This window comes from Micromonospora sp. NPDC126480 (genome assembly GCF_040302465.1).
GTDB lineage: Bacteria > Actinomycetota > Actinomycetes > Mycobacteriales > Micromonosporaceae > Micromonospora.
The window spans coordinates 74,703-90,561 of record NZ_JBEORU010000009.1 but is presented as its reverse complement, the minus strand read 5'-3'; the positions used below and the strand labels follow the sequence as shown (position 1 = coordinate 90,561).

The 15,859-nt window shown below is 73.6% G+C and carries 20 protein-coding genes and 1 pseudogene; 15 read left to right on the top strand and 6 right to left on the bottom strand.

Annotation, left to right across the window (positions count from 1 at the left end; genetic code table 11):
• Positions 1–24 precede the first annotated feature (24 nt).
• From ABTW87_RS11010 to ABTW87_RS11000, 3 genes and pseudogenes are all read right to left on the bottom strand, one after another.
• The gene (locus tag ABTW87_RS11010) at positions 25–408 is read right to left on the bottom strand and encodes a hypothetical protein (RefSeq protein ID WP_350650633.1); all 384 of its coding nucleotides are present in this window, start codon (positions 406–408) and stop codon (positions 25–27) included.
• A gap of 55 nt (positions 409–463) precedes the next feature.
• Positions 464–1,309: pseudogene (locus tag ABTW87_RS11005) on the bottom strand (serine hydrolase domain-containing protein); the annotation flags it as partial.
• Positions 1,310–1,439: 130 nt separating this feature from the next.
• Positions 1,440–1,943 carry an ArsR/SmtB family transcription factor gene (locus ABTW87_RS11000; protein ID WP_350650632.1) on the bottom strand — a complete coding sequence of 168 codons (504 nt, stop codon included), beginning with the start codon at positions 1,941–1,943 and terminating at the stop codon, positions 1,440–1,442.
• An 89-nt stretch (positions 1,944–2,032) separates the two neighbouring features.
• On the opposite strand from ABTW87_RS11000, the gene ABTW87_RS10995 reads away from it, so the two are divergent.
• The 4 genes from ABTW87_RS10995 (at position 2,033) to ABTW87_RS10980 (ending at position 4,452) form a co-directional block, all read left to right on the top strand.
• Positions 2,033–2,566: a DUF1697 domain-containing protein gene (locus ABTW87_RS10995; RefSeq protein WP_350650631.1), complete on the top strand. Its 534-nt coding sequence runs from the start codon at positions 2,033–2,035 to the stop codon at positions 2,564–2,566.
• 83 nt (positions 2,567–2,649) lie between these two features.
• On the top strand, positions 2,650–2,811 hold the full coding sequence (locus tag ABTW87_RS10990) for a hypothetical protein (RefSeq protein WP_350650630.1): 162 nt from the start codon (positions 2,650–2,652) through the stop codon (positions 2,809–2,811).
• 159 nt (positions 2,812–2,970) lie between these two features.
• Positions 2,971–3,486 (top strand): hypothetical protein, encoded by a 516-nt coding sequence (locus tag ABTW87_RS10985; protein WP_350650629.1) that lies wholly within the window; start codon positions 2,971–2,973, stop codon positions 3,484–3,486.
• Between the two features lie 114 nt (positions 3,487–3,600).
• Positions 3,601–4,452 carry an aldo/keto reductase gene (locus ABTW87_RS10980; protein ID WP_350650628.1) on the top strand — a complete coding sequence of 284 codons (852 nt, stop codon included), beginning with the start codon at positions 3,601–3,603 and terminating at the stop codon, positions 4,450–4,452.
• Between the two features lie 18 nt (positions 4,453–4,470).
• Here the strand turns inward: ABTW87_RS10980 and ABTW87_RS10975 are convergent, their stop codons facing one another.
• Complete coding sequence (locus ABTW87_RS10975) at positions 4,471–4,971, bottom strand: GNAT family N-acetyltransferase (protein ID WP_350650627.1); 501 nt, start codon at positions 4,969–4,971, stop codon at positions 4,471–4,473.
• Between the two features lie 91 nt (positions 4,972–5,062).
• On the opposite strand from ABTW87_RS10975, the gene ABTW87_RS10970 reads away from it, so the two are divergent.
• Genes ABTW87_RS10970 through ABTW87_RS10960 form a run of 3 tightly spaced genes read left to right on the top strand, consistent with a single transcriptional unit; the run spans position 5,063 to position 7,507 of the window.
• Entirely contained in the window at positions 5,063–5,617 is a 555-nt protein-coding gene (locus ABTW87_RS10970; protein ID WP_350650626.1) for an NADPH-dependent FMN reductase, read from the top strand.
• A gap of 22 nt (positions 5,618–5,639) precedes the next feature.
• Positions 5,640–6,653 (top strand): ATP-binding cassette domain-containing protein, encoded by a 1,014-nt coding sequence (locus ABTW87_RS10965; protein ID WP_350650625.1) that lies wholly within the window; start codon positions 5,640–5,642, stop codon positions 6,651–6,653.
• Positions 6,650–7,507 carry an ABC transporter permease gene (locus tag ABTW87_RS10960; RefSeq protein ID WP_350650624.1) on the top strand — a complete coding sequence of 286 codons (858 nt, stop codon included), beginning with the start codon at positions 6,650–6,652 and terminating at the stop codon, positions 7,505–7,507. Before ABTW87_RS10965 ends, ABTW87_RS10960 begins: the two co-directional genes overlap by 4 nt.
• A gap of 176 nt (positions 7,508–7,683) precedes the next feature.
• Here ABTW87_RS10960 and ABTW87_RS10955 read toward each other — a convergent pair whose 3' ends face one another.
• The gene (locus tag ABTW87_RS10955; protein ID WP_350650623.1) at positions 7,684–11,034 is read right to left on the bottom strand and encodes an ATP-binding protein; all 3,351 of its coding nucleotides are present in this window, start codon (positions 11,032–11,034) and stop codon (positions 7,684–7,686) included.
• 182 nt (positions 11,035–11,216) lie between these two features.
• Between ABTW87_RS10955 and ABTW87_RS10950 the strand changes: the two genes are divergently transcribed.
• From ABTW87_RS10950 to ABTW87_RS10920, 7 genes are all read left to right on the top strand, one after another.
• On the top strand, positions 11,217–11,609 hold the full coding sequence (locus tag ABTW87_RS10950) for a YbaB/EbfC family nucleoid-associated protein (protein WP_350650622.1): 393 nt from the start codon (positions 11,217–11,219) through the stop codon (positions 11,607–11,609).
• 5 nt (positions 11,610–11,614) lie between these two features.
• Positions 11,615–11,932 carry a hypothetical protein gene (locus ABTW87_RS10945; RefSeq protein WP_350650621.1) on the top strand — a complete coding sequence of 106 codons (318 nt, stop codon included), beginning with the start codon at positions 11,615–11,617 and terminating at the stop codon, positions 11,930–11,932.
• A 10-nt stretch (positions 11,933–11,942) separates the two neighbouring features.
• A complete protein-coding gene (locus tag ABTW87_RS10940; protein ID WP_350650736.1) occupies positions 11,943–12,431 on the top strand; it encodes a WXG100-like domain-containing protein in 489 nt (162 codons plus the stop codon).
• Positions 12,424–12,942 carry a hypothetical protein gene (locus ABTW87_RS10935; RefSeq protein ID WP_350650620.1) on the top strand — a complete coding sequence of 173 codons (519 nt, stop codon included), beginning with the start codon at positions 12,424–12,426 and terminating at the stop codon, positions 12,940–12,942. Before ABTW87_RS10940 ends, ABTW87_RS10935 begins: the two co-directional genes overlap by 8 nt.
• Positions 12,939–13,391, top strand: coding sequence for an SUKH-3 domain-containing protein (locus ABTW87_RS10930; protein WP_350650619.1), 453 nt, complete (start codon positions 12,939–12,941; stop codon positions 13,389–13,391). Before ABTW87_RS10935 ends, ABTW87_RS10930 begins: the two co-directional genes overlap by 4 nt.
• 153 nt (positions 13,392–13,544) lie before the next feature.
• Positions 13,545–13,973: a helix-turn-helix domain-containing protein gene (locus ABTW87_RS10925; protein WP_350650618.1), complete on the top strand. Its 429-nt coding sequence runs from the start codon at positions 13,545–13,547 to the stop codon at positions 13,971–13,973.
• 28 nt (positions 13,974–14,001) lie between these two features.
• Positions 14,002–14,370, top strand: coding sequence for a DUF4180 domain-containing protein (locus tag ABTW87_RS10920; protein WP_350650617.1), 369 nt, complete (start codon positions 14,002–14,004; stop codon positions 14,368–14,370).
• Between the two features lie 7 nt (positions 14,371–14,377).
• On the opposite strand, the gene ABTW87_RS10915 is transcribed toward ABTW87_RS10920, so the two are convergent.
• Positions 14,378–15,037, bottom strand: coding sequence for an 8-oxoguanine DNA glycosylase OGG fold protein (locus ABTW87_RS10915; protein ID WP_350650616.1), 660 nt, complete (start codon positions 15,035–15,037; stop codon positions 14,378–14,380).
• 443 nt (positions 15,038–15,480) lie between these two features.
• Here ABTW87_RS10915 and ABTW87_RS10910 point away from each other — a divergent pair, with 443 nt between their 5' ends.
• Complete coding sequence (locus ABTW87_RS10910) at positions 15,481–15,801, top strand: GYD domain-containing protein (protein WP_350650615.1); 321 nt, start codon at positions 15,481–15,483, stop codon at positions 15,799–15,801.
• Positions 15,802–15,859: the final 58 nt, after the last annotated feature.

The window sequence follows — 15,859 nt, the reverse complement described above, 5'->3', positions numbered from 1 at the left end:
GCGGGGGTGGTTCGCGGGCACCGGTCACGCCACGACCACGGCCACCCCGACCGCGACGGCGAGGACGTTCCCGGCCAGACCGGTGAGCCGGCGCCACGGAGCCATCCCCGCGGTGGCCGGCAGGTCCCGCCACCGGTACGCGGCCGCGACCAGCGCCGCTCCGGACGCGGCGACGCCGAGCAACCAGAACCAGCCGGGAACGGCCGACCAGTCCCCGAGCCGGTGACCGAGGCCCGGGTAGAGCACCGCCCACGCGGCGGCCGGCGCGAGGGTCAGCCGGTCCGGGACGCCGCGCAGGGTCGACAGCAGACTGATTGCGCCGAGCAGGGGGAACACCAACGCCATCCCGACCCGGATCCAGCCGGGCAACCCGGCCCCGACGTCCGGGCCGGTGCGCTCCTCGGGCACACCGAGCAGTCGCAGCCCGAGGTCGTCGACGGCGCGATGTGGTGAACCAGCCGTACCCGACCCGGTTGCGGTCGTCCTCGTCGAACCGGGGCGTGGCGGCGTCGGCGCCCGGGGCGGTGCCGGCGAGCATCGCCCCGACCAGGCGGGCAAGGTCCTCGGCGGTGGACCAGACACCCACCCCTGCGGGGGCGTACCCGCTGCCGACCCACGGGTCGGCGACCCGGCCACCGGCGGTCGACCCGACCGCCCGGTCCGCCGGCAGGTCCCTCCCGGCCACCACCGTGTCGGCCATGCCGAGCGGTCGCAGCACCCGCCGCTCCAGCAGGTCGGGGTAGTCGGTGCCGGCCTGCGCGGCGAGCGCCTGCCCGAGCAGGGCCGCCCCGAAGTTGGAGTACGACACCTCGCCGCGCCCGTCGCCGGGCTCCCGGTCGCCGGCGGCGGCCACGATCCGGTCGGCGTCCCAGCGCCCGTACGGATTGCCGGCGGTCAGGTTCGCCCACCCGATCCGCACCAGCTCGGGCGCGGACAGGGCGAGCCGGGGCAGCCCGGAACGGTGGCTGGCCAGCTCCGCGTAGGTGACCTCGGCGGTGGCGCCGGCCAGCTCGGGCAGGGCCGGACCGATCGGGTCGTCGGGGCGTACCGCGCCGGCGGCGGCCCGCTCGGCGAGCAGCATGCCGGTGAGCGCCTTGGTGACCGAGCCGATCTCGAAGGGTGTGCCCGGCTCGACGGCCGCGCCGTCCGGGTCGCGGTCGCCCAGCCCGGCGGTGCGTACCCGCCCGTCCTGGACGAGCGCGACGGCCAGACCGCGGTGGCCCTGCGGGTCTCCCACCGCCGCGCGCACGGCACCGGCCAGATCGGGGTCGCCGGTCTGCTGGGCGGTCAGCCGCGGCGGGCGGGGCATCAACCCGACGGCGGCGACGGCGGCGACGAGACCGACGACCAGGGCGAGGACGGTCGGCTTGCGCATGATGCTCCTTCTTGTAGGGGTGGCGCGGGGTGCGGTGGTGGGCGGGCGCCGCGGTGGCGGCCCCTCACCGCCGGGCCGCGGTGAGGATGGCCAGCAGCGGTACGACCCGTTCGGCGGGCACGGTGTGCCGGCCCCGGCCGGCACTGCGCAGCCAGCCGGCGGCGGTGAGCTGGCGCAGGTGATGGTGAAGCTGCCCGGTGGTGCCGAGTCCGTCGATCCCGGCCAGGTCGGCCGTGGTGTGCCGGCCGCCCAGCACCTCGCGGAGCAGGCGCAGCCGCACCGGGTGGCCCAGGGCGGACAGGGTGGCCGCCAGCTCCGTCCAGTCGGCGGCGAGCACGTCGTCGACGAACAGCGCGTACTGCCAGTCGTAGTGCTGTCCCTCGAGGCGGACCGCCCCGGTGTAGAGGACGGCGCCGTCGCTCTCGGCCGGCAGGCGCTGCTTGAGCCCTTCGAGGGCCCAGAAGACCCCGTCGCCCGTTGCCGGGGCCGCCGGTGGGACCGCGACCTGCTCGGCCAGGGCGGCCACCTGCGCCTCCAGGGCCGCCAACCGTTCTTCGACATCCGCCATACGTCGATAGTACGAAGTTACGTATTACCGTGCAACCCCGTTTGTCGGCGGTCGCCGCTACGCTCCCGGCAGGTGAGAGGAGGCGGGCCATGACGCGCTGGGTGGCGCTGCTGCGCGGGGTCAACGTCGGGGGTGTCCGGGTCGGCATGGCCGACCTGCGCCGGGTCGTCGCCGGCCTCGGGCACGAGGACGTGAAGACCTACCTGCAGAGCGGCAACGTGGTGTTCGGCAGCGGGACCCGCGACGCCGACGCCCTCGCCCGGGGCATCGAGACCGCCCTCGCCGAGCTGGGGGCCGCCGTCCCCGTGCTGGTCCGCAGCGGTCGCGAGATGGCGGCGCTGGCCGGCGGCAACCCGTACGCGGCCGGCGAGGACGACCCGACGAAGCTGCACGTGACCTTCCTCGCCACCGCGCCGGCGGTGCCGGCGGTCGCCGGGCTCACCGTGCCCGGCGGCGAGAACGTCGCGTTCACCGTCACCGGCCGGGAGGTGTTCCTCCATTACCCGGACGGCGGCTACGGCCGGTCGAAGTTCACGAACAACTATCTGGAGAAGCGCCTCGGCGTCGTGGCGACCACCCGCAACTGGCGCTCGGTACGCGCGCTCGCCGACCTGGCGGCGTAACGGTTCGGCCACGGGTGCCGGCCGGCCGCCAACCGCCGTGACGGCCCAGGAGGTTTCCCTCTCGACCGACGAAGGGAGCCTCCGTGTCGCCACGACCCACCGTGGGCATCGCCTGCCTGGCGCTGCTGCTGAGCGCCTGCGCGACGGGCACCACCGCCGCCCCACCGGCCGAGCCGGAACCGCCGGCCAGCGCACCGGTCAAGGTGGACGGCTCCGAGTTCGACGGGCCGGCCCTGACCGGGTGACGCTGGCTGCACGAGGCCGAGGGCGGCCGGAACGACCTGCTGCGGCACGACGTCGACCGGGCCCAGGCCGGCGCGCTGCACGTCGAGCCGAAGGTCAGCGCCTGGTTCGAGCGGCTCCAGGCGCCGTACCTGTTCCAGGAGCGCGTCGGGGACGTACTCATGGTGGCCCGGGTCCGCGCGGCCGGCCGCAACAGCGACGTGCCGGGCAAGCCGTACTCGCTGGCGGGCCTGATGCTGCGGGTGCCCGGCGCGGACCGGGCCGACTGGGTCTTCATCACCACCGGCACCGGCGTTGGCGGCCGGCCGCAGCTCGAGGTCAAGACCACCCGCAACGGCCAGTCGCGGCTACGGCTGCTGCCCGGCGCGGCCGGCTGGGTCGAACTGGCGCTCGCCCGGGTCGGCGGCGCGGTGGTGAGCCTCTACCGGTTGCCCGGCCAGACCTGGCGGGTGGGCGCCCGCTACGACCGCGCCGACCTGCCCGAGCGGTTGCAGTGGGGGATCAACGCCTACACCAGCTGGACCTCCGACACCCCCGCCCCGGACCTGAAGGCGGACGTCGACTGGGTGCGCTTCTACCGGCCCGGCATCCCGAGCGCGTGGATCCACAGCGCCGACGGGTACCGGCCGGACGAGGACCTCGTCCGGCACCTGGTGCCCGCGGACCTGGCGGGCTGACCGGCGGGGAATCATGGGTGAGAGACCGCGCCCGACCGGGTAGGGCCTCTGCTGACCGCGTCACGCGCCGGAGCACCACGCGTGACCCCCCGAAGACGGCGTGAGGAGCCCGCAGTGGCCAGCACCATCCCCGACATCTCCCTGAACGACGGCAACACCATCCCGCAGCTCGGGTTCGGCGTGTTCCAGATCCCGCCCGCCGAGACGGTGCGGGCGGTGCGGACCGCCCTGGACGTGGGCTACCGGCACATCGACACCGCCCAGATGTACGGCAACGAGGCCGAGGTGGGTCAGGCGGTCCGCGAATCGGGGCTGGACCGCGGGGAGGTCTTCATCACCAGCAAGCTCAACAACCCCTTCCACCGGCCCGACGACGCGCGCCGGGCGTTCGAGTCCACGCTGGCCGAGCTGAGGACGGACCACGTCGACCTGTTCCTCATCCACTGGCCCCTGCCCACCCGGTACGACGGCGACTTCGTCTCGACCTGGCGGACCCTGGAGGAGTTCCGGCGCGACGGCCGGGCCCGCTCGATCGGGGTGTCGAACTTCCAGGTGGCGCACCTGGAACGGCTGGCGGCCGAGACGGAGACGGTGCCGGCGGTGAACCAGATCGAAGTGCACCCGTACTTCGGCAACGAGGAGGTCCGCGCGTACGACCGGGCGCACAACATCCTGACCGAGGCGTGGGCGCCGATCGCGCAGGGCCGGGTGCTCGACGACCCGACCCTGGTCGACCTCGCCGAGGAGCTGGGACGGACGGTGGCGCAGGTGGTGTTGCGCTGGCACGTGCAGCGCGGCGACATCGTCTTCCCGAAGTCCGTCACCCCGAAGCGGATCGAGGAGAACTTCCAGATCTTCGACTTCGAGCTGGACGACACGGCGATGGAGCGGATCACGACCCTGGACAAGGGGGAGGCCGGGCGGCAGGGCCCGAACCCTGACACCTTCGACTACATCCCGGCCTGAGCCGCCTTCGTCGACCCACTAGCCGAGGTCTGCCCGCCAGTCGTTGACCCGCATCGTGCTGCCCGGCGGGTACTCGAACTCCGTCGGCCCGAGCAGCAGGAACCCGGCCCGCCGGCAGACCGCGTTGGAGGCCGGGTTGTCGACCGACGGGTAGGCGTGCGCGTAGCGCCGGGTCCGCCGGGCGCGGGCCACGTCGAGCAGCGCGCGCACCGCGCCGGTCGCCACCCCCCTCCCCTGGTACGCGGACAGCACCGCCCACCCCGTCTCGTAGACCGGCTCGCCGTGCCACTCCCGTTCCCAGTAGCCCACGCTGCCGGCCTTCGCACCGTCCGGCAGCACGATCACGTACATGCCGCCGCCACCGGTGTCGGCGAGCCGCGCGTACCGGTCGTTGCGGGCGACCACCTGCTCGTCGGTCTCCGGCCCGCCGGTGTGCCGCCGGATTTCCGGCGCGTTGAGTTGCCGCAGCAGGTCGAGGTCGTCGACCTGCCACGGCACGATGCGCATCCCCTCCACCATCCACCCAGTGGAGCACCTGCCTCCGACAGTCCGGCCCGCCAGATCGGATCTGGCGGGTCGTCTGGCGCCTCCGAGGTGAGAGGAGGACGCCATGACGCCGCTGCACGTCGCCGTGATCGTCGGCAGCACCCGGGAGGGGCGGGCCGGCAAGGAGGTCGCCCGCTGGTTCGTCGCCCGGGCGCGGCAGCGGTCCGGGCTCGCGGTGACCGTCCTTGACCTGGTCGACTACGATTTCCCGGCCAGCTGGCCGGCGGAGGCGACCCCGGCCATGCGGTCCTTCACGGCGGCGGTGGGTCAGGCGGAGGCTTTCGTCGTGGTCACCCCCGAGTACAACCACAGCTTCCCGGCGTCGTTGAAACAGGCGATCGACTACGCGTACGACGAGTGGCAGGCGAAGCCGGTCGGTTTCGTGTCGTACGGATGCGGTTCCCTGGGTCTGCACGCGGTGGACCAGCTCCGCACGGTCTTCACCGCGCTGCACGCCATGACCGTCCGGGACGTCGTCGGCGTCGACCTGCTCTGTGGCCGGCCCGCCCCGCCGGCGGAGGACCGGCTCGGCCGGGACGCCGCCGTCCTGCTCGACCAGCTCGCCTGGTGGGGCCTGGCGCTGCGGGAGGCCCGAGCGGCCCGCCCGTACGTCTCCTGAAGATCGAAGAAAGGTAGAGATCATGAGTACGCGCACCACCGGCCTGGCCGTGGAGGCCGAAGGCCTGCGCAAGGCGTTCGGGGAGACCCGGGCGCTCGACGGCCTCGACCTGCAGGTCCCGGCGGGCACCGTCTACGGCGTGCTCGGCCCCAACGGCGCGGGCAAGACCACCGCCGTGAAGGTGCTGGCGACGCTGCTGCGCCCGGACGGCGGGCGGGCCCGCGTGTTCGGCCACGACGTGGTCGCCGACGCCGACGCGGTCCGGTCCCGGGTGAGCCTGACCGGCCAGTACGCCTCGGTCGACGAGGACCTGACCGGGATGGAGAACCTGGTGCTCCTGGGCCGGCTGCTCGGCCTGCGCAAGCCGGCCGCGCGGGAGCGGGCGGATAGCCTGCTCGCCGCTTTCGGGCTGACCGAGGCGGCCGGGCGGCAGGTCAAGAAGTACTCCGGCGGCATGCGGCGGCGCCTCGACATCGCGGCGAGCATCCTCAACACGCCGGACCTGCTGTTCCTGGACGAGCCGACGACCGGGCTGGACCCGCGCAGTCGCAACCAGGTGTGGGAGATCGTCCGGGCGGTCGTGGCGCACGGCACCACGGTGCTGCTGACCACGCAGTACCTGGACGAGGCCGACCAGTTGGCCGGCCGCATCGCGGTCGTCGACCACGGCCGGGTGATCGCGGAGGGCACCCCGGGCGAGCTGAAGTCGTCGGTCGGCTCCGGCACCGTCCACCTGCGCCTGCGCGACGCCGGCCGGCGGCCGGAGGCCGAGAAGGTGCTCGTCGCGGCTCTCGGCGTGCCGGTGCAGCTGGAGCCGGACCCGGTCGCGCTGACCGCACGGGTCGGCGGCGAGGGCTCCGACCTCGCCGCCAGCGAGCAGGCCGCCCGCGCCCTGGCCGACCTGGCCCGCGCCGGCATCGTCGTCGACGACTTCTCCCTCGGCCAGCCGAGCCTGGACGAGGTCTTCCTGGCCCTGACCGACCACCCCGCCACCCCGGCCGACGAGCGGGACGAGCAGCTGGAGGCAGCCCGATGAGCGACACCACCACCGCCACCACCGAGCGGGCCCCGTCCGTCTACGTCCCGTCGACCGAGGCGCTGGCGACCGTCCTCGCGCCCGGAGCACGACCGCCGAGGCCCAGCGCGCTGTCGGCGTCGCTGACCTTCGGCTGGCGGGCGCTGCTGAAGATCAAGCACGTCCCCGAGCAGCTGTTCGACGTGACGGCGTTCCCGATCATCATGGTGCTGATGTTCACGTACCTGTTCGGCGGCGCCCTCGCCGACAGCCCGCGTGACTACCTGCAGTTCTTCCTGCCCGGCATCATGGTCACCAGCGTCGTGATGATCACCATGTACACGGGGCTCGGGCTCAACAACGACATCGAGAAGGGCGTCTTCGACCGGATCCGCACCCTGCCGGTGTGGCGGCCGGCGGCCCTGGTCGGGATGATCTTCGGCGACGTGCTGCGCTACATCCTCGCCGCCGTGGTCATCCTCGGCGTCGGGCTGGTGCTGGGCTTCCGTCCGGACGGTGGCGTGCTCGGCGTGGTCGCCGGGATCGGCCTGCTGGTGGTGTTCTCGTTCGCGTTCTCCTGGGTCTGGACGTTCTTCGGCCTGACCCTGCGCAGCGAGAAGTCGGTGATGGGGGTCAGCATGATGGTGCTGTTCCCGCTGACCTTCCTCAGCAACGTCTTCGTCGAGCCGGCCACGATGCCCGGCTGGCTGCAGGCGTTCGTGAAGGTCAACCCGATCACGCACCTGGTGGCCGCGGTCCGCTCGGTGATGTCCGGCTCGTCGGACCCGACGAACACGATGTGGCTGCTGCTGTGGAGCGCCGGCTTCGTCGTCGTCTTCGGCACGCTGACCATGCGCCGCTACAACCGCCGCTGACCCGACTAGCTTCCGGGCGCCGCCACGTTCTCGTGGCGGCGCCCGCGCCGTGCCGGGCCGCCGCACCCACCATGTTGATCATGAAGTTATCGGGCTGCGCGCCGGCGTGTCGCCCCGACAACTTCATGATCAACCCGTGTCTGAGTGGGTGGACCGCGGGGGTGGGGGTGGGTGGGTTAGAGGTGCCAGGGGACTGGGGTGGGTGGTTGGTAGCGGCAGTTGTTGCCGGTCGAGACGGTGTCGCGCAGGTGGGCGGCGAGGGCCGGGTGCCGCTCGTCGAGGCGGCGCAGCGTGTCCCGGATACGGGCGGTGACCGCCTTGCGGGCCCGTTCGGCCTGGTCGCCGAGGCGCCGGCTGCGGCCCGCCAGGCCGGCCGCCGTGCGTAGCTCGTCGAGGAGGGCGGCCCGTTCCGCGTCGAGGCCGGCCGCACGGCGGTCGTCGCCCCGGGCGGCGGCCCGGTCGATCTCATCGTCCAGCCGCTCCAGGTGGCGCCGGTATCGGGCCTTTGCCTCGTCGTCGAGCACCGGATCGGCGCCGAGCCGGTGCGCGGCAACCAGTTCCGGCCCGGCGGCCGGGTCGAGCAGCTCGACGGCGGGGATGTCGACGCCCGGCCGGCTCAGCAGCAGGCGCAGGTCGTGCAAACCCTTGGCGTCCGGCAGGTGCGCGGTCACGCCGCCGTAGACCAGCCGCCACACGTCACCGTCGCGGCGGAACTCGTTCGCCACCGGGTGCCCGCCTACGGAGGGTGCCAACGCGCCGCCGGGAACGGCCGCCGCACCCGGTTCACCGGCGACGGTCACGCCGTCCGGCCCGCCGGGAACGGTCACGCCCGTCCCGGGCGAGGACGGCTGGGCCGCGCCGAGGCGGTGCAACACCTGGGCCATGCCGAGCGCGGCGGCCTCGCGTACCGTGTCGGCCCGGACAGTGGCTGCGGCCGCCGCGTCGCCGGGGCGGTCGCGACCGGTAAGCGCCGCCACCAGGCCGGTGCGGGCGAGCAGTGACCAGGGCCGGGAGCCCATCCGGTCGGCGGCCTCGCAGGCCGCGGTGAAGCCGGCGACCGCCTCGTCCCACCGCTGCTGGGCGGCGTCGACGCCGGCCAGCCAATGGTCCACCGGCCCGGCGATGTCGCAGCCGAACAGCGCTGCCAGCCACTGCCCCCGGTACGGCGTCAACGCCTCGCGGGCCTGGGCGCAGCGCTCCTCGTCGCCGGTCAGGGCGGCGACCTGCGCCCGCAGCCGCAGCCAGAGCGGCGACACCGGCGCCGGGTACGACGTCCCGGCCGCCTCGATACCTTCGACCAGGCGCACGGCCGCGTCCCGGTCACCGCGCTCGGCGGCGTTGAGCCCGCGGATGAGCTCGACGTAGTTGTGATCGGTGCGGTCCAGGCCGTGCAGCAGCGCTTCGAGCTCGCCGGAGCGACCCTGCAGGAGCAGCCGAGCCCAACGCAGGTGGTGGCCGATGTAGACGTGGTCCGAGTCGCCCCAGTCGGTGAAGTCCAGCTTCCCGAAGTACGCGTCGGCAGCGGCGAAGTCACCGCGGAAGGCGGCGATGATGCCGCCGTCGGCGGCGACGGCCAACTGGTGCCGGGCGATGTCGCTGTCCTGGCCTGCCGCGACGAAGGTCGCGTGCTCGTGCAGGTAGTGCGGGTCGCCCAGCTCCAGGAGGGCCACCCAGCGCAGCGACGTGGCCCACAGCTCGGTCTCCCGGTCACCGACCCGGCGGGCCACCTGACGGATCTCGGCGCAGAGCTGGGCCCGGTCGGCGGCGGTGCCCGGCCCCCACGTGGTGTCGTGGCGGGCCCACAGGCTGAAGGTCAACGCCTCGTCGTCCCGCCCGCGCCGCGCGAGCGTCTCGGTGGCGGTGATCAGGTCGGCCACCAGCGTCCCCGTGGGCGCCTCGTCCTCGGGCTCGCCGATCAACCGCCGGTACGCCTCCCGGAGCAGCTCGCCCGCGCTCGCCAGGTGCCCGACGGGCGTCCAGTGCTGGCGGTGCAGGGTGAGGGCGACCCGGGCCAGCACCGCCGGATCGTCCACTGACCGGGCCAGGTCGGCGGCCTCGGCGAGGAGTTTTCGCGCCTCCTCCTGCCCGCCGGTGTGGAAGCACTGCCCGGCCAGCTCCACCATGATCTTGACCCGTTGCGTCGGGTCCTCGGTGACCTCCAGCGCCCGCCGGAAGTGGACCGCCGACTCGTCCATGGCGAGCCGCCCGCCCGCGGTCCGAGCGGCGGTCACCAGCAGGTCGGACACGCGGGACGGGTCCAGCTCCCCGGCGCCGAGCCAGGCGTGGCGAGCCAGGTCGGCCGGAATGAGCCGCTCGGCGAGGGCCGGCTCGCGGTCGGCGGCCCGCACCACCGCCGCGTGCCGGGTCCGGCGCTCGGCGTCGTCCAGCCCGTCGTAGAGGGTCTCGCGGACCAGATCGTGGGCGAACGCGAACCGCCCACCGCCGCGGGCGACCACGAGGCGGGCGGTGACGGCCCGGTCGAGGAGCCGGTCGACCTGCGCGGCGGGCGTGCCCGCGCAGGCGGCGAGGACGGACCGGTGGAACTCCCGGCCCAGCACCGCGGCGACGGTGAGCGCCTCGACGACCGCGTCGGGAAGCTGGGCGAGCCGGCGGCGCACCGCTTCCCGTACGCCGGGGGCGACCAGGTCGACGCTGCCGTCGACCCGCCACAGCCGGGCGGTCTGCTCGACGAAGAACGGGTTGCCGCCGGTGCGCCGGTGCACCTCGTCGACCAGGGCCCGGTCCGGCTCGTGCCCGGCGATCCGCTCCATCAACGCGCCCACCTCGTCCCGGCCCAGGCCGGTGAGGGTGACCGTGCTGGCCTTCGCCGTCAACGGCATCAGCAGCGGGCGGAGCGGATGGTCGGCCGCCTCCACCTCGGCGTCCCGGTAGGTGCCGACGAGCAGCAGCCGTTCGAACCAGGTGTGCTGGGCGACGAACCCCAGCAGCCGCATCGAGGCCGGATCGGCCCAGTGCAGGTCGTCGAGGACGACCACGACCGGGCGGCGCTGGGAGACCGCGACGAGCGCGGTGGTGACCGCGTCGTAGAGGGCGAACGCCTCCTCATCGCCGCCGTCGAGGCCCGGACTGTCGCCGTCGAGGCCCGGACTGTCGCCGTCGAGGCCCGGGCTGTCGGTGCTCAGGCCCGGGCTGTCGGTGCTCAGGCCCGGCCGGGCGCCGTCGGCGCGTAGCGGTGCCTCGCCGAGCAGGGCGGCGAGACCGGGCGCGGCGGCGGTCGACGCCTGCGCCCAGGCCTCCGGTGCGCGGCGCAGCCCACGCACGACCTGGACCCAGGGCCAGTAGCCCGGGGCGCTGTCGGAATCCCAGCAGGCGGCGCCGAGCACCAGGGCACCCCGCTGCCGGGCCTCCTCGGCCAGCGCGGTGACCAGCGTCGTCTTGCCGATGCCCGGCTCCCCCGTCACCAGGACGAGACCGCCGTGGCTGGCCAGCGCCCGGTCGAGGTCGGCGCGCAGCAGACCGGCGGGGTGTTCCCGCCCGATGATGGCCTCGACGCTCCGCGGCTGCATGACCCTCCGCACGGTAGTCGAACCGTACGACACGACGCGCCGGACTTTCCGCGACCGCACCGGCGACCGGCCGGCGACGGCGAGACGGGCATCGATGATCCTGGCGGGCGTGGCCTAGGATCACTGCGACGTAGTCGCGTGAATACCGGGGGCTGAGGGTGACGTCGACCGATCCGTCCGGAATGGACAAGACACTGTCGGACACGCTGCGCGCGTTGAACGCCTACCAGTCCGCCGTGCAGGACGGGGACGGGTCGCCGGTCGAGGGGCACGGCGAGGCGGCCGACGGCCTGGTCCGGGCCCGCACCGAACTGCCCGGCCGGGTGGCCGCGCTCGAGGTCGATCCACGCCTGCTGCGGCTCGACCTGGCGACGCTGACCGAGCACATCGTCGCCGCGGTCAACGCCGCGCTGGAGGATCTCCAGCGTTCGGCGCCGGCCGCCGCCGGCCCGGTCGACCTCGGTGAGCTGGGCCGGCAGCTGACGACGCTCCAGCAGGACGCCGCGCGGCAGTTCAGCACGTTCGTCAGCGGCCTGGCCGCCGCGCAGGACCGGCTCGGCCGCCGGGGCGGGTGACGGCGGTGCAGATCGACACGGAGGGTCTCGCGTCCGCCGCCGAGGGGATGGGGTCCGCGGCCACCAGCTTCGCCGACCGGCTCAACGCCTTCCAGGCCCGGGTCGCCGCGATCGGTCCGGTGTTCGGCGACGACGAGACGGGCTCGATCCTCGGCGTCGCGTACGAGGAGGCGTCGAGCTTCGTCTTCGAGGTGCTCGCCGAGGCGCTCGAGGAGATCGGCTTCGCCGGCGAGGATCTGTCCGCGATGGCGCAGGCCCACGAGGTGAACGAGGCCGACAACACCGACCTGTTCAACGGGATCCTGGGACGACTCGGGGGGTGACGGCGTGGGGATGCAGTTACCGGGCGAGCTGATCACACTGCTGGACATCCTCGGCTACACGTGGCCGGCCTCGGACGAGGAGAAGCTCTTCGAGCTGGGCCAGGCCTGGGTCGACTTCAGCAGCGACATCGCCGGTTTCGTGGACGCGGCCGGCGCCTCGGCCGCCGCCGTGCTGGGTGGCAACGAGGGCAAGGACATCGACGCGTTCCGGGACTGGTGGTCCGGCGCGGAGAGCCCGCTCGCCAGCCTGCTCAGCAACGTCGACGGGTCGGTGATCGGCGGTGCGGGGCTGATCATCTGCGCCGCGATCGTGCTGGCTTTGAAGATCGCCGTGATCGTGCAGCTGACCATCCTGGCGATCCAGATCGCGCAGGCGATCGCCACCGCGGCTCCGACGTTCGGCGCGTCGCTGCTGGAGATACCGGTGTTCCAGGCGATCTCCCGCACCATCGTCGGCAACCTGATCCAGGAGTGCGTCTGGCGGTTGATCAGTGGGTAGGAACCGGGGCGGAAAGCTCGCCGCGAAGTTCGCCCGCGAGTGGGTCCGCCCGGTCAAGAAGGTCAAGCGCCGGCGGCGGGGTGACCCGGACGCCCGGCCCACCCGCAACGCGTCCCCCGCCCGGCAGGCGTCCTGGCGCGCCCGCCGGGAGGCCGACCGGCAGCAGGCCAACGGCCGTACCAACGGCACCGCCGAGGCGGTGACCACCGCCGACGGTCGGCACACCGAGGTGTCGGTGAGCGAGCACCCGAACAACATCTACCCGCCGCACCGCGAGGTGTCCCGGGTCCTCGACAGCGTGCCGCCGAACCTCCGCGCGCCCTGGCACGGCAACTGCGCGTTGCCGCAGTCGTTGTCGCGGCTGCTCGACCAGGGCATCGACCCACGCGGCGGTGCGATCGGGTCGGCCCGGATCCGGGCCCCCGGCAACCCCGCCCACGGCAGCCACAATCCGTGCTGCAACAGTTGTATCTCGTTGCGGAACGCATTCGACCTCAGGGAGGCGCTGTGAGGCCCGACGACCGGGACCTGCCGCCGCGGGTGACCCAGGCGCTCAAGGCGGCCGGCTGGAACCCGCGCCGGCGGGTGGATGTCAGCGAGTGGGAGTCCGCCCTCGCTCCCGAGGGGTTCGCGATGCACGCCCCCGCCCGCGCGTTCCTCACCGAGTTCGGCGGGCTGGCCGTGCCGGTGAGCGGTCCGGGCCGGGACCACGCGCGCATCGGCGTACGGCTCGATCCGGCGCTGTGCATCGGCCAGAAGAAGTGGTTCGACAGCTTGGACGCGCCGACGGCCGGCCAGCTGTATCCGTTGGGCGAGGAGTACGACGGGCACGCCAGCCTGGCGATGGACGTGGACGGCACGATCCACATGATCTTCAACGATCAGGTCAAGCGGATCGGCCCCGGCGCGACCGGCCTGGCCCGGCTGCTGGAGGGCGAGGAGGCCCCGGCCCAGGAGTGAAACGGGCAGTACCCGTGATGCCGCCGGCATCGCGGTGTCCGGGACCAGCGGATACCGCGATGGCGGCGGCATCGTCGCGTCCGGGAGCGGCAACGCGGAGCGCCCCGACCTCATTGTTACCTAACCTTCCCTGTGAGCTACAGTTAGGGAACGATGGGGAGTGACATGTACTCGGTTGAGCAGGTCGCGGAGCGGCTCGGCCTGCACGTGCGGACCGTCCGGGGTTACATCCGGTCGGGACGGCTGCGGGCGGTGCGGATCGGCAAGCAGTACCGGATCGCGGAGCGCGACCTGGCGGCGCTGACCGGTGCCGGCGAGCCGACCGCACCCGCCGGGCCGGTCGAGGTGTCGAGCATCGTGCGGATCGACGGTGTCGACCGGGCCGCCGCCGACCGGCTGGGCACGCTCGTGCAGGCCGGGGCGGCGACCCGGCACGACCCCGGACCGCCGTTGAGCCTGCAGACCATGTACGACGACGAACGGAACCGGCTGACCCTGGTGATCCTCGGCGGCCCGACCGCCACGGCCGACCTGCTGCGGCTGGTCGACTCCGTGCTGGACGGGGTGCGGGGCCATGGGTGACGCCGCGACGGACGGGAGTAGTGGACCGGTGAGCGACGACATCCAGGAGCTGGCCGGCGTGGGGGTGCTGGTGCTCGACCCGGCGGGGCCGGTGATCGCCACCGAGCAGGACGCGCTCGACCTGATCGGGGCGGCGTTCCTCGGCGCGCAGGTGGTGGCCGTGCCGGCGAGCCGGCTCGACGCGCGCTTCTTCACGCTCGGCAATCGGTTCGCCGGGGAGGTCATGCAGAAGTTCGTGAACTACCGGCTGCGATTGGCAATCATCGGCGACATCTCGGCACACCTGGCGGAGTCGTCGGCGCTGCGGGCGCTGGTACACGAGTCGAACAAGGGCGGGCACATCTGGTTCCTGCCCGACCTCGACGCCTTGGACGAACGCCTGCGCAGCGCGGCGTGACCCTCCCCTACGGCGAACCCAGGTGGGGCGGCCAGCGGTCGTGGAAGAGCGCCAGCTCCACCTCCTCCGGCTCGATGCCCTGCCGCTGGGCCTGCTCGCCGGCCCAGCGCAGGTAGGCGAGCCACTCCTCGGAGAGCCACGCGGACGGACGGCTCACCCCGGCCGCCGGCGGCAGCCGCCGGGCCACGACGCTGTCGAGGATGAGCGGTTGGAGCCCACCGGTGCCGCGCCGGTAGCCGGCGAAGTAGAGCAGCTTGGTGAAGAAGGCCGGGCCGAGCCGGGGCAGCCGCGACTCCCTCGGATCCCGCAGGCGCCGGTAGGCGGTACGAAGCACCTCCTCGTCGAGGACCGGTGCCCGCAGCGGGTCGAGGGCGTGTGCCAGCCGGGTGCCGTCCGGGTCGCCGTCGAGGGAGCGCGCGGTGCGCCAGGGGCCGTAGCCGATCGGGCCGTACCCCCACATCAGCACCGCGCTCAGCAGTTGGCGCGGTGTCGCGTCGCCCTGCCGCCATGCGTCAGCCACGGCGAACACGTCCTGCCGCCACACCACTCCGGCCTGCGGGAAGCCGCCGGGCCAGGCGTCCGGAGGTAGCGCGGGACGCCACCGGTCGATGTGGACGGTGATGCCGGCCAGCTCGCCGGGCAGCGCGTCGGGCATGGTCACGCTCATCAGGGCCTCCTCGTCGCCAGCGGCGGACCAGGGCCCTACCCGCACCCGATCCGGCTGATCCGGACGTTATCGACGCATCCGCTCGCCGCGCCGTCCCGGAACGGGATATCGCGGTATCAGTCGGCTGGACCGGGTCGTCCGGGGACGGCGGCGGATGCGTACCGGCTGCCGTACCGGGTACGCGCGGCCCATGGGTAGCCACAAGCCGAACAAGCATGATCCTGGCGGCGAGTCGGCGCGCGGACGGCGGCATCCAGGCAGCGGCGCGCCGGGCCGGCAGGGCTCGCCCGTCGAGCACGGGCCGGACCAGCGGCGCCGACGGACCGCGACCGGCACCTCGGGCACCGAGCGCGACCACGGTCGCGCCAAGGTCGAGGGTGCTGCCCGCGTCCAGCGGCAGGGAACGCGTTGAGCGGCCGCGACAGCGTCTGGGGAGGGTCGAGATGGCGAAGTTCCTGCTGAAGTCGACCTACACGGTCGACGGCATGAAGGGGCTCAGCAAGGACGGCGGCAGCAAGCGGGCCGACGTCGTACGCAAGATGGTCGAGAACGCCGGCGGGACGCTGGAGTCGTTCCACTTCGGCTTCGGCGGCGACGACACGTACGTGCTGTGTGACCTGCCGGACCACAAGACCGCCGCCGGGTTGGCGATCGACATCCGGGCGGCGGGCGGCCTGGACACGCGGGTCACGCCGGTGCTGACGCCGGACGAGGTCGACGATGCGGTGGGACAGCGGATCTCGTACACGCCGCCCGGCATCTGACCCCCACCGGGGGTGCCAACGCTCCGGACGCCGCGAGGCCGCCGGGAGATACCGGCGG

Coding starts and splice junctions, on each gene's coding strand:
- ABTW87_RS10970 (WP_350650626.1), top strand. CDS start 5,063: ATGACGCCGCTGCACGTCGCCGTGATCGTCGGCAGCACCCGGGAGGGG.
- ABTW87_RS10910 (WP_350650615.1), top strand. CDS start 15,481: ATGGCGAAGTTCCTGCTGAAGTCGACCTACACGGTCGACGGCATGAAG.
- ABTW87_RS10925 (WP_350650618.1), top strand. CDS start 13,545: ATGGGGAGTGACATGTACTCGGTTGAGCAGGTCGCGGAGCGGCTCGGC.
- ABTW87_RS10950 (WP_350650622.1), top strand. CDS start 11,217: ATGGACAAGACACTGTCGGACACGCTGCGCGCGTTGAACGCCTACCAG.
- ABTW87_RS10960 (WP_350650624.1), top strand. CDS start 6,650: ATGAGCGACACCACCACCGCCACCACCGAGCGGGCCCCGTCCGTCTAC.
- ABTW87_RS10965 (WP_350650625.1), top strand. CDS start 5,640: ATGAGTACGCGCACCACCGGCCTGGCCGTGGAGGCCGAAGGCCTGCGC.
- ABTW87_RS10955 (WP_350650623.1), bottom strand. CDS start 11,034: ATGCAGCCGCGGAGCGTCGAGGCCATCATCGGGCGGGAACACCCCGCC.
- ABTW87_RS10915 (WP_350650616.1), bottom strand. CDS start 15,037: ATGAGCGTGACCATGCCCGACGCGCTGCCCGGCGAGCTGGCCGGCATC.
- ABTW87_RS11000 (WP_350650632.1), bottom strand. CDS start 1,943: ATGGCGGATGTCGAAGAACGGTTGGCGGCCCTGGAGGCGCAGGTGGCC.
- ABTW87_RS10995 (WP_350650631.1), top strand. CDS start 2,033: ATGACGCGCTGGGTGGCGCTGCTGCGCGGGGTCAACGTCGGGGGTGTC.
- ABTW87_RS10985 (WP_350650629.1), top strand. CDS start 2,971: ATGGTGGCCCGGGTCCGCGCGGCCGGCCGCAACAGCGACGTGCCGGGC.
- ABTW87_RS10940 (WP_350650736.1), top strand. CDS start 11,943: ATGCAGTTACCGGGCGAGCTGATCACACTGCTGGACATCCTCGGCTAC.
- ABTW87_RS10975 (WP_350650627.1), bottom strand. CDS start 4,971: ATGGTGGAGGGGATGCGCATCGTGCCGTGGCAGGTCGACGACCTCGAC.